At 46.3% G+C, this 11,650-nt stretch carries 10 protein-coding genes; 4 read left to right on the top strand and 6 right to left on the bottom strand.

Translation table 11 applies throughout. The features are described from left to right. Positions 1-130 precede the first annotated feature (130 nt). From IPJ71_05620 to IPJ71_05605, 4 genes are all read right to left on the bottom strand, one after another. Positions 131-925, bottom strand: a complete 795-nt coding sequence (locus tag IPJ71_05620; protein MBK7843163.1) for a dienelactone hydrolase family protein — start codon at positions 923-925, stop codon at positions 131-133. A 269-nt stretch (positions 926-1,194) separates the two neighbouring features. Then, positions 1,195-2,208 (bottom strand): prolyl aminopeptidase, encoded by a 1,014-nt coding sequence (gene pip, locus IPJ71_05615; GenBank protein MBK7843162.1) that lies wholly within the window; start codon positions 2,206-2,208, stop codon positions 1,195-1,197. Between the two features lie 19 nt (positions 2,209-2,227). Beyond that, positions 2,228-3,505: an acetyl-CoA C-acetyltransferase gene (locus IPJ71_05610; protein MBK7843161.1), complete on the bottom strand. Its 1,278-nt coding sequence runs from the start codon at positions 3,503-3,505 to the stop codon at positions 2,228-2,230. A gap of 116 nt (positions 3,506-3,621) precedes the next feature. Continuing rightward, a complete protein-coding gene (locus tag IPJ71_05605; protein ID MBK7843160.1) occupies positions 3,622-4,077 on the bottom strand; it encodes a CBS domain-containing protein in 456 nt (151 codons plus the stop codon). Between the two features lie 215 nt (positions 4,078-4,292). On the opposite strand from IPJ71_05605, the gene IPJ71_05600 reads away from it, so the two are divergent. From IPJ71_05600 to IPJ71_05590, 3 genes are all read left to right on the top strand, one after another. After that, positions 4,293-5,390: a hypothetical protein gene (locus IPJ71_05600; GenBank protein MBK7843159.1), complete on the top strand. Its 1,098-nt coding sequence runs from the start codon at positions 4,293-4,295 to the stop codon at positions 5,388-5,390. Between the two features lie 81 nt (positions 5,391-5,471). Continuing rightward, complete coding sequence (locus tag IPJ71_05595; GenBank protein ID MBK7843158.1) at positions 5,472-5,918, top strand: DUF1761 domain-containing protein; 447 nt, start codon at positions 5,472-5,474, stop codon at positions 5,916-5,918. A gap of 165 nt (positions 5,919-6,083) precedes the next feature. Beyond that, positions 6,084-7,736, top strand: a complete 1,653-nt coding sequence (locus IPJ71_05590) for a hypothetical protein (GenBank protein ID MBK7843157.1) — start codon at positions 6,084-6,086, stop codon at positions 7,734-7,736. 95 nt (positions 7,737-7,831) lie between these two features. Here IPJ71_05590 and IPJ71_05585 read toward each other — a convergent pair whose 3' ends face one another. Further along, a complete protein-coding gene (locus IPJ71_05585) occupies positions 7,832-8,251 on the bottom strand; it encodes a hypothetical protein (protein MBK7843156.1) in 420 nt (139 codons plus the stop codon). Between the two features lie 151 nt (positions 8,252-8,402). On the opposite strand from IPJ71_05585, the gene IPJ71_05580 reads away from it, so the two are divergent. Beyond that, on the top strand, positions 8,403-10,007 hold the full coding sequence (locus IPJ71_05580; protein MBK7843155.1) for a hypothetical protein: 1,605 nt from the start codon (positions 8,403-8,405) through the stop codon (positions 10,005-10,007). Here the strand turns inward: IPJ71_05580 and IPJ71_05575 are convergent. Further along, on the bottom strand, positions 10,004-11,572 hold the full coding sequence (locus tag IPJ71_05575; protein ID MBK7843154.1) for a DUF3552 domain-containing protein: 1,569 nt from the start codon (positions 11,570-11,572) through the stop codon (positions 10,004-10,006). The two genes, IPJ71_05580 and IPJ71_05575, sit on opposite strands and share 4 nt — an antisense overlap. Positions 11,573-11,650: the final 78 nt, after the last annotated feature.

Here is an 11,650-nt window from a genome sequence, read left to right as displayed (position 1 = left end):
TTCATTGTATCGGATTGTAGCGAAAACCTGATGCAGAAACCGCTCGGGCGAATTGAGTTCCAGACAAAGGACTGTGCGAGATTGCCGGGGGGAGAACAAGGACGAAAGGTCTCGTTCCGCTCTATTCAGTTCAGTTGGATTTTGAGTTAAATGCTTTGATCCATTGCCAAGCTTCCTCGTTGGCTTGATTTTTTAAAGCGTGGCCGACGCCAGGCCAGATTTTTGTCTTAATCCGATTTTTGTAGCCTGTAATTGAGGAGAGGATTTCAGCTTCATCAAGAACTCCGGGATAATATCCAGTGGAAGTGTCTCGATCTCCGACTGCATAGTAGATCGGTACGGCCCGTTTGCCCTGTTGGGAGGCAGCATTAAAGTTATTGCGAGCATAGTAACCGCCTGATCCCGGGAATACCATTATTCCAGCCAAGGAATTTGCATTTTTTGGATCGGAGCCATAGATAATTGAGATATTACCACCTGCAGACCAGCCGGCGAAATAGGTTCGAGCTCGATCCACATTGTAGCTGCTTTCAAGAATTTTTTGGCTTTCATCAATACGATCAAAAATCAAATTGACATCATTGTAGGAGTTCGTGTCCACGACTGCGATCCGATCTCTGTCCGCAATTGTCTTCCACTGGGATACGTCCATATTAAAAAGTATGATGACGGGAGAGGCTTTGGAGCCGACATAACTGGTGGGGAGATAGATAGTTGCGCCTCCACTTGTCGTCAATGAGCTTCCGGGTCGTAGCGATCCTCCGCTCCCGTTCGAAGGGTCAATTCCTGCATCTTGTGGTGGGGGGGTGCTGGGTTTTGGAGGAGGATCCTCATCGTCATCAGGCGGTAAGTTAGAGTCCTGACTTGTATTGCTGGTTTTGGAAGCAAAATCGTATTTTGCGCAAGACAATGAAATAAAGATCAAGACGAAAATGATGAAAATCCTATGTAATCCGATAGGGCGTGGAAGTCTTTCGATCATATCCATCTAAAAGGAGCAATCGGCATGCCGGGAGGAGTCTATCTGAGTGAAAATCAATGGGAAAGAACCGTTTGCAATCCGTCAATTCTGTTCAGATGCCACAGAGTTTGACAATTTAGATTCAACACAAACAGACAGCCCTAATCGAGATCGTCCAGCAATCTTCAGATGCAACTGTCTCAATAGGAGACAGCACTCAGAAGTGAATAATTCTATTGATTGAGCAGTGCCATGCGTTCTGTAATCTCAATCAGGCGGGACCGTATTCCTTCTTCCATGGCCGAGTGGCCTGCGTCGGGAATAATGTGCAACTTGGCCTCGGGCCAAGCGCGACTCAATTCCCAAGCGCTCGTCATCGGGCAAACTATGTCATAGCGCCCCTGCACAATTTCACAAGGTATCTGGCGAATTCTTCCAATGTTTTCAAGAAGCCAATTGTCTGATTTTAAAAAAGCATTATTAACAAAATAGTGGCATTCGATTCTGGCGAAGGCAGTGGCAAACTCAGGTTCGCTGAACGTTCCAATGACTTCCTGGTCTTGATATAAAAAAGAAGTGGAAGCTTCCCAAATACTCCAGGCTCTCGCAGCTTGAAGTCGAACCTCTTTGTTTTCATCGGTCAATCTTCGGTAATAGGCCGAAACGAGATTGTGGCGCTCATCTTGGGATATGGGTGCCAAATATTTTTCCCATGCATCTGGAAAAATCGAGTCGGCGCCCTTCTGATAAAACCATTCAATTTCCTTTGGTCGGCAAAGGAAAATACCGCGAAGAATAAGACCTCTGACCCTGTCTGGGTGTGTTTCTGCGTAGGCGAGAGAAAGGGTGCTTCCCCAGCTCCCGCCAAAAACGAGCCATCGATCTATGCTTAAAATCTTTCTCACTTTTTCGATATCATCGACCAAATCCCAAGTGGTGTTCTCTCTGATCTCGGCATGCGGGAGACTCTTGCCAGCTCCGCGTTGATCAATAAGGACAACTCTAAATATCTTCGGATCAAAAAACTGTCGGTAAACCGGTGCGATACCGCCGCCTGGTCCTCCGTGGAGAAAAAGAATGGGCTGTCCATCTGGGTTGCCAACCTCTTCGTAATAGATTTCATGAACTTCAGAAACCTTGAGGCGTGAGGTTCTGTAGGGTTGAATCATAGGAAAAAGCGAACGCAAATTTGTGTTCGCTTTAGAGGAAGCCCCGTTTGTTGGTGACTCAAACTTTCTGTATTTCATCTGCAAAATCCTTTGGTCTCTATGCGCCTTCCAATATCGCTGTAACACCCATTCCGCCTGCAGTACAAATCGAAATCAATCCCTTTTTTCCGGGTTTTCCAGCAAGAAGTTTTGCCAATCCAGCGACAATTCGCGTACCTGTTGCAGCAAAAGGATGCCCAACAGCGACGCTCCCTCCTTTGGTGTTCATCTTTGACCGATCAATGCTTCCTAGTGGGCTATTGAGGCCAAGCTTGTTTTTGCAGAAATCAGCTGATTCCCAGGCTTTCAGTGTGCAAAGGGTTTGAGCGGCAAAAGCTTCGTGAATTTCATAGTAGGCAAAATCCTGGAGCTTGAGATTGGCTCTTGCAAGCATTTTTGGCACAGCGTAGGCAGGTGCCATCAGGAGTCCCTCGTTTTTAACATAGTCAACAGCCGCCGTTCCTGAAAAAGTAAAGTAGGCCAGAATGGGTAAGCCTTTGAGCTTGGCCCAATCCTCGCTCGCAAGAAGAACTCCGGAGGCACCATCGGTGAGGGGAGTCGAGTTGCCGGCGGTTAGCGTTCCGCGTCCGCTCTTCCTGTCAAATGCTGGTTTGAGAGTGGCTAGTTTTTCCACTGTGGTATCAGCACGCATATTGTTGTCTTTGGTGACATTGTTAAATGGCACGATAAGATCATTGTAAAACCCTTCCTCATAGGCCTTCGCGGCTTTTGTGTGGCTTTCAAAAGCCAACTGATCTTGTTCCTCCCGAGTCAGGTTCCACTCTTTAGCCATGAGTTCACAACTCTGCCCCATAGATAAGCGAGTGCGCGGTTCCAAAACGCCCGGTGCCACTGGCACGAGTTCCATTGGATTAAAATTCATCCAGGGCTTTAGTTTTTCCCAGGTTGAGCGTCCACTGGCCGTTTTGACCATGCGGTGACTAAATTTCTTGCTAAAAACGATAGGGAGATCGCTGTTTGTGTCTGTTCCGCCGGCAATGCCCACATCAATTTGATTAAGGGCTATTTTATTGGCAACTAACATGGCAGCTTCGAGACTTGTTCCGCAAGCTTGTTGAATGTCAAATGCGGGAGTCATCGCTGAAAGACCGCTGCCCATTGTGCATTCGCGCGCGAGATTAAAATCGGCCGAGTGCTTCATGACGGCTCCGAGCACAACGTCTCCGAGGACCTCATCGCGGAGATTGTATTTGTTCACAAGACCCTGAAGCACAAAAGTCATGAGCTCTTGGTTGCTAAAGCCCATGTACTTGCCCATGCTCCTCGCAAAGGGAATTCGTAATCCGCCAACAACAGCAACTCGACGTGGGATCATGCCACTTCCTCCTCTGGTTAAAATATAAACCGGTCGGAAGTTGATTCATTTTCATCAAACCGGGTTGTTATTTATCTTGGAGCGTCTGAGGAATCCTGTCGATAACAATCTGCTGGTCAATGACTTTTGTGCGGCTCTCCGTCAGAGGCGTCAATCGTCTCGGGCAAAACGCCACGCAATATCTCTACGAGGGCGTTGAGAGCGTCAGTGTTAGTAAATATACCAACAATTCGGCCTGATTCGTCCTGGACGATGGCTGATCCAATTTTTCGATCGGACATTTCGTAAACGACCTGGTCGAGGGGCGTCTCTGGAGAGACCGTGAAGGGATCTGTGACCATCACCTGTTCCGCGGTGACCAAAGAAAGTTCCTTTACCGTACTCAGCACTCGGAGGTCGCGCTCGCTGATGATCCCGAGAGGGATGTCATTTTCAACGACAGGAATATGGCGAATTCCATTTTTATGGAGAACGCCAACAACCTCTAGCGCTGGAGTTTTTGGTCCCACGGTGATCGGGCTTGGACTGGTAAATTCATCTACTGGAACTTTGAGGACGTTGCGATTTTCCATATGTCCTTTTCCTTCCGTTTACTCACCGATTCTCCGGCTGTGCGATTCGTTTTTGGAGGCCCAGCATAGCCATTTCACCAGGATGTGACAAGCAGGGATTTTAACCCAAAAAATTGAGATCCTTTCTTCCGAGAGGGACCAGGTTTTTGGCACCTTTGGCTAGATTTTAGGATTGGCCTCAAGATAAATCATATGATTTCCGTTTGAATAGAGACATGGCTCAATCCAAGATTGTATTTTTTTTATGTGTTTTCAGTTACTTTGTGGTCGCCTGTTCTCAGGGGTATGAGCGTCACAACAATCTGGGAGCGCCGACAGGTTCCGTGGATTCCTTGTCCTTGAATGAACCTCCGACTACATCCCCTGAGCCTCAGCCTCCGGGTGGACCGGGAGATTCGGCGGGCGAATTAAACATTTGTTCTAAGTTAAATTTTCAAGGTGCGGAATGGCCTCAAACCCTCAGTTCTCGCGATCGCACAGCCATTGGACTTGCTTTCAACATCACGGGTAGTTTTGAGGGAGTTGTTGGCTGGAAAAATATCAGCAATAATTTCGATGGCATGGGGATGAGTTTGGGTCTTTTTCAACAAAACTTCGGTCAAGGAACTCTCCAACCTCTCTTAATTAACATGCGACAAGAGAGCCTTTCGGTTTTAGAGAGGTCTTTTAAAACTCAGCATCTCGCCTCTCTTTTGAAGATGATTAAATCTTGGGAATCCATTCCCGCCACGTTTTCATCACCAAGTTTGTGGGAGAGAGAGCTTTCTCCTTTGGACCAGGATGTCGACATCAGGGGCGATCAGGGGTCTTCGCTGTTTTTCTTGTTTGCCTCGATCTCGCCTCGAAATAAAGAGAGTGTCGACTGGGCTTTGAGCAATATCTATGTCAACCCCAATCAACTCAACGAAGAATGGAAGCTTTCTTTTCAGTCTATGGCTGAAAGTCCAGAGTATGTGACGCAACAGATTGGAGCGGCCCTTCACCTTCATGATCGTGCGCATTCCTACATGTCGGAGTTCATGTTTCGTGAGTTGAGAAGCTACCTCTTTTTTCTGGATATTGTTGTCCAAAATGGTGGAATTCCGGCTCCAGATCGAGATGAATTTAAGGATTGGGAAAAATCGCATGCTTCGGCAAAGGAAGAACAAAGGCTACTCAAGCTCCTGGAGATTCGACTCAGACGGGTTCGCAGTCAGTATCGTGAAGACGTCCGAAGCAGAAAAACAGCAATTATCAAGGGTTCAGGTATTGTTCATAAGAAGAAAAGAGATCTACCCAAAGAGTATTGCTATAAGAACTTGGAAATGTACTAGGGCGGGCTCTCGATTTTCCAGAGAGTATCGAGTTGCTTTTTTCGTTGATATGACCTATGATTTCAGAGGGGGATATTCAACATGACGCAACCAAATCTAATAATTAACTTTTTCGCTATCGGAGCTTGCGTCGTCGCTGGAATGGTTTTTGGATTTCTCTGGTATGGACCAATTTTTGGAAGAATATGGGCAAAAGGAATGGGAATGCCCATTGAGTACAAGCCAGATTCAAAGACCCTGACGAGAGCCATGATGTTACAAGTCATCGGGCTATTTCTAATTTCCTATGTTTTGGCTCATTCCGGACAAGTGTGGAGACCGTCCGTATGGGGCTTAGGTGCAGATGAAGGGTCAAATCTCATGTGGGCATTGATGTCCGCATTTTTTACGTGGATTGGTTTCTACATTCCGATGCGATTCAGTAAGGTCGCGTGGGAAAACCGTCCCTGGAGCGTCTTCTTTATAAATACCTCGCACGATTTTATTCTTCTTTTGATTTTTAGTACGATACTCGCGTACTGGCGATAGACTTCTATTTCCGTGCATCACGGGTCTCATTCTCTGTTTGCCGAATGACGCAGGTGACATTGAAGCTGCCGGGCATCATCCCGCATAGTGTTGGCGTGACACTTATAGTGGACCTATTCAATTCATTAAGGTTTAAACTCTACGGAAGTGAGTCAAGTCATTTGGGTGACCCAGCTTTTGAATTGGATCGTTCGCCCACGATCGCAGGATGAAAAGAAGTTAAGAGCAGAAACGATCTATTCGACTCGAATCAAATATTTATTGGCGCATCTTGAACGTGACCCAAGGATTAAAAAGCAAGTCGCGGAGACCTTCGAATTCGTGTTCCTTAGGCTTCTGACCCCTAACCATATCGCATACACCGGCCTGACTTTTGCGACCAGCTTTCAGCAAGAATTATTTGAACGCATAGAAGACAAGATTCTGCCAGCCAAGCCTCTCTCTGCAAGTTTTGAAAGTCTTTTGCTCGAATCTTTTCCAGATGGAGATGAAAGCGTCCTGATTGATCGTGTGAATTGCGAAATGCTTTTTCTGTTGATCGAAACGCTCGGGTCTTCGCAATCGTTTAGGTCGACCGTATTTAAGAACACACTTTCTGCAGGTCACCGAGTTAGCTTGGATCTCGTTCAAATTGCAGAGCTGTTGCGACAGGGTATGAATTTAAGTCAATCAGATCTTTATTCGACGATCGAATTCAAAATCGAATCCCTGTTGCGCGCTGAAGTTATGGAAAATGGAATCAATGCACTCACGATTGCGCGCGCACCAGAACTCTATGAACAAATACAGACAGCTGAAAGTGATCTTGTCGAGATGGTGGAAGGTCATCATAAACATGGAATTAAGATTGAAATTGTGTATGGCTTGCAAAGCTACAGAAAGCGGGTACAAAGGTTGCGCTTGATTTTGCAAATGCTTCAAGCGGGAAGCTCGCGATATGATGGGATTCGAAATTTTTTGTCTCAAAGCGTTTTAGATGTTCATCAACAAAAAAGTCTACTTTCTTTTTTGGCTGAAAATTTTTCGTTACTGACTAGGCGTATTGTACAAATCAATTCCGCCGTTGGTGAACACTACGTCACCCACACTTGGAAGGATTTTACCCAGATGTTTCTTTCGTCGTTGGGTGGTGGCGCAGTTAGGGTCCTCACAGTGATGATCAAACACGGGACTGGCAAGATTGGTGCGACTGGATTCATTAAAGGTTTAACCGATAGTTTAAATTATTCAACGAGCTTTTTGCTGATTCAGAGTTTGGGATTTACGCTTGCAACAAAACAGCCATCGGCTACGGCCCTGCATTTAGCACAGGCATTAAAAAAGTCTTTGGGAGAATCTCGGCGGACAATTGTGGCCCTGTTGAGAACTCAGTTTATTGCGGTTATGGGTAATTTCATTGCTGTGACTCCGATTTGTTTTTTAGTGGGATGGATCGTATTTCGGATGGGGATTCCGCTGTATACAGTTGATGAAGTGAACAATGTCATAGAATCGAGCAATTACTTGGGATTTGCTCCGTTTTTTGCCGCGATCACGGGAATTTTACTTTTTTTGTCAAGTTTGATTGCGGGCTGGTTTGAAAATTTTAGTTTGAGCAAAGATCTTCCAGGTCGAATTCAAGAAAACCCTGTTCTTTTGAGGTGGTTTGGGGGGAAGCGAGCAAAACAATTTGCATCGCTGATCGAGCACAATGCCAGTGCGGTTGCGGCAAATTTTTCTTTGGGAATTCTTTTGGGATTGGTACCTCAGTTTGTAAAATTCCTCGTTCTGGGGATTGAAATTGGTGCTGACAAAACCATGGCTGTTGTTGATTCCTGAAAATCGAAAATCAACATTGGAACATTGACGACCAATCGCGATGACATGAGCTACGGAGAATGTTGTGGTATTTCAACGAAATTCTCAATCAAAATTTAAGGAGAATCTTTAGTGCATGCAATAACATCGTTTGGCGCAAGTGGATACCAAACCAAAGGTGAACTTATCATTCTACTCAGGCAAGCGAGCTCTTCTTCTGACTTAATCTGCTGACAGGCCGCAATGGATTCCTTCCTAGAAATTCCTGGGACGCTATCTACAATCAAAGCACATTCAAACTTCATGTCAGAATTAATTCCGGGACATGCGTTTCTCCAATGGGGTGATGAAAATCTGACGCAATTTAGCTCGAACTTTGTTTGAATCTTTTGACACAATCTCAACCAATAATCTGATGCTCCGGGAATAATTGATTTATTTTCCGCGTAACATTGTTCTGAGAATTGGTTATCAAACTGCGGATTCGCAAAGGCAGGAATCGAAGGAAACAACAAGATGAACAGGAGAAACTTCATAACTCTCGCTCCAATTTGTTTGAGTGCTGCCGCTATAGCACAACCGCCAGGCTGAGGACAAGATATAAGACAAGTATGGGATTGGCTGCAGAGAATATTGTGGTATTTCGACGAGCCCTTGTTAAGATGAAGTTCTTTACGTGAGGTTGTTATGTTTGGTTCTGGTCAAGGAAGTCCAAGAGAACGTGCAGCAGAATTTTTGAAAGTGGCTGATAAATTTAAATTGGGAGACTTAGCCACTGAGGCGAGTCACCCGAAGACAAAGGGGCTGGCTCAATGGTCTCAAAATGACTTGCCGCGGGCGGTGCGGGCTCTCCACGAGGTAGATGTGGATGCACTCCACGAGATGCGTGGTTACCTTCCTGAAATTATCGACTTACATCAGGCCGTAAAACGAACCTTGCGGCTGGGTCGGAGAGTTTATCTATGTGGCTGTGGAGCCACGGGCCGATTGTCATTGAGTTTGGAGTCTTTGTGGCGGCGACATCACAATGGTGAGGAAGGGACGTCACAGGACCAGGTTCGAGCGTTCATGGCTGGAGGGGATACGGCTTTAGTCCATGCGCTCGAGGGATTTGAAGACTATCCTGCCTACGGTGAGCGCCAACTCATGGAGCTAGGTTTTCAAGCTGGAGACCTTTTGATCAGTTGCACTGAAGGGGGAGAGACTCCTTTTGTTATCGGTGCAACGATGGCTGCCGCAAACATCAAAGGTGTGGCTCCTTATTTTCTCTACTGTAATCCAGATCATTTGTTGAGAGAAAAGGTACAACGGTCAAGATTGGTGTTGGATCACGAGGGAATCAGAAAGGTGAATCTCTCTGTTGGGCCTATGGCCTTAGCGGGAAGCACTCGCATGCAGGCATCCACTGTTCTTATGCTTGGGGTCGGACTTGCACTATTCTCTGACAGTGAGGATCAAGTGACGGAATGGCTTGAGGAATTCGTGATTCATATAGAAGAGCAGGATTACAGAGGGATCTTGGCATTTGTTGAAAAGGAGGCAGAAATATACAAGCGTCGAGAAAGTGTTCTTTACCACTCAGACGACTATGCGATTACCGTTTTTACCGATACGGCCGAAAGGTCACCCACTTTTAGCCTTCCACCATTTGATAACCAGAGGTTCAAAGCAAGTGGTCGCTCACTTTGTTATGTGGTCCTTGATTCTACTGGGACCGCACAAGAATCCTGGCAAAGGCTCCTTTCTCGGCCAGCTCGTCCTCTGAATTGGGGCAAAAACTTTCCCAAGTCCGACGAGGAATATCTTTGGGGTTTTGATTTCAGTCGCGGAGCTTCTGTCTATCGACGTCGCGAAATTCCAGGGCGACATCATGATTTTTATGTGAAATCTCATGAACAGGCTCTGAGTTGGGAGTTCGAAGAGCTTCGCACCTTGTTTCAGATTTTTTCGCCCAAAGGACGGTCAATCGAATTGTTTCATCATTTGCAGCTCAAACTTCTTTTGAACGCCCATTCGACCTTGGTGATGGGTCGACTTGATCGTTTCCGCCAGAATTTTATGACTTGGGTCACTCCAACAAATGGGAAACTGGTCGATAGAGCGGCGAGATATGTGACTTGGCTGTTGGAAGAAGATGGCATCAAACAGTTCACTTATGAGCAGATTGTTCTTGAGCTGTTTGAACAGAAGGAAATCTTGGCTTCGGGAGAGTCAGTTGTGCTGAAGACCTATTCTTCACTTAAGGCGCAAATAAGGAGTGGCTCCACTGCTATCCAAAAAGAAAGTTGCTAGCGAGCGTATTCGACTGCTTGCGATTCACGGACCACAGTCACGCGAATTTGACCCGGGTAAGAACACTCTTCCTCAATTTTCTGTGCAATTTTTTTGCTCAGATCAAGAGCCGTGAAGTCATCTACGCGGCCACTGTCAACCACGACCCTCACCTCGCGGCCGGCACTGAGAATATAAGTACTTGTAACGCCCGGAAAGCTGTTGCCTATATTTTGTAAGTCAGCCATTTTTTGGTTGTAAGAGTCAACGGTTGATCTTCGTGCACCTGGTCTGGCTCCGCTGACGGCATCAGCTGCAATAACCAAGTAGGCCAAATCAGTTTGAGGCTGCTCATCAAAATGGTGGGCCCTGACGGCATGGACGATCTCTTGGCTTTCGCCATTTTTCTGAATGAAATCCGCACCAATGACTGCATGACCTCCCTCCATGCTATGATCCATGGACTTGCCGATGTCATGGAGAAGCCCGGCCCGACGACCAAGAGACTGGTTGTTTCCAATTTCAGAACTGAGAAGACCACAAAGCCAGCCCACTTCTGCGCAGTGAAAATGTTGATTCTGGGAAAAAGAATAACGATATCGCAGAGCCCCCAACATATTGATTATCTCAGGATGAAAATCCTTCATCCCCAGCTCCTTGGCGACTCTAATTCCATCTTGCCGAATCGCTTTAAATAGATCCTTCTTTGTTTTTGCAACAATCTCTTCAATGCGCTTTTCACTCACTGATCTTTCGTGGATGAGCTTTTCCATGCTGGCGCGGGCGAGTTCTCTTCTGACTGGATCAAAGCCCAGACAGGAGGCAGAGTTAAATTCCTCATTGATGGAGATATCAACTCCACAGATTTTTTCGAGAGCGTTTAAATTTGCGCGATTTTCTCCTACGACCTTTTGTCTGGAGTCTGCATTTGGAAAGTAGACAAGACCTATTCCGCGTTCTTCACAATAAGGCCGCGCAAAGCGGTTGAGCGCAACATTGAGAAAATACCGAGCGGATTTTTCTGCTTCGGTTCGGGCTTCGCTTTCGATCAGATCGGCCATTTGAGCAGCCCGACGCTGTTCGGCTTGAATAAGGCTTGTGCGAAGCTCCTCAATGAGAGTTTCTGGGCTGACAGAAGAGTGTTCAGAGAGCAATTTTCGATAATCTTGAAGAATCCGATCTCTTTCAGTTTTTAGTTGGTCGAACTTTTGTTGGCGTTGCGCAATAAGAGCCTTCTGATTGCCGAGGCTACTGGACTTTCTTTGAAACACGTCCTCTCGTGAATTCAAACTCTTTTGCAAGCGGCTTTCGCGCTCTCGCACCTGCGAGTCCAGTTTACCATTGAGATCCTCGGCTTTACGGATCTCCTTTTCAAATTTGTCCTGGGCTTGGTGAGCGAACTCTTCACATCGACCTTCGGTTTCTCGTTGAATTTCTTGACCTATAGACTCTGCCTCGGAGAGAATTTCATTCGCTTCAATTTGAGCCTCTTGTATCTCACGTCGAATCACCCACCGGCGAATCAGCCAGGTTGTGCCAACGCCTGCAATAAACGAGCAGAGGAATAAGCCAATTATCAGTTCCATGTTTTTCCAATTTAGACAAAAGGTCTTTGTACCATGGTTTTCGGGGTGCTCCCATTCTTTTATCTGACAGAGACCTCC

The sequence above is a fragment of the Bdellovibrionales bacterium genome, assembly GCA_016714165.1.
Taxonomy (GTDB): domain Bacteria; phylum Bdellovibrionota; class Bdellovibrionia; order Bdellovibrionales; family UBA1609; genus JADJVA01.
Note: the sequence above shows the minus strand (reverse complement) of the source record. Positions and strands in the feature narration are given on the sequence as shown.

What these genes read in the sequence shown, in the direction of transcription:
- pip (MBK7843162.1), bottom strand. Translation starts at nt 2,208, where the DNA reads ATGAAATACAGAAAGTTTGAGTCACCAACAAACGGGGCTTCCTCTAAA.
- IPJ71_05610 (MBK7843161.1), bottom strand. Translation starts at nt 3,505, where the DNA reads ATGATCCCACGTCGAGTTGCTGTTGTTGGCGGATTACGAATTCCCTTT.
- IPJ71_05605 (MBK7843160.1), bottom strand. Translation starts at nt 4,077, where the DNA reads ATGGAAAATCGCAACGTCCTCAAAGTTCCAGTAGATGAATTTACCAGT.
- IPJ71_05600 (MBK7843159.1), top strand. Translation starts at nt 4,293, where the DNA reads ATGGCTCAATCCAAGATTGTATTTTTTTTATGTGTTTTCAGTTACTTT.
- IPJ71_05595 (MBK7843158.1), top strand. Translation starts at nt 5,472, where the DNA reads ATGACGCAACCAAATCTAATAATTAACTTTTTCGCTATCGGAGCTTGC.
- IPJ71_05585 (MBK7843156.1), bottom strand. Translation starts at nt 8,251, where the DNA reads ATGAAGTTTCTCCTGTTCATCTTGTTGTTTCCTTCGATTCCTGCCTTT.
- IPJ71_05580 (MBK7843155.1), top strand. Translation starts at nt 8,403, where the DNA reads ATGTTTGGTTCTGGTCAAGGAAGTCCAAGAGAACGTGCAGCAGAATTT.
- IPJ71_05575 (MBK7843154.1), bottom strand. Translation starts at nt 11,572, where the DNA reads ATGGAACTGATAATTGGCTTATTCCTCTGCTCGTTTATTGCAGGCGTT.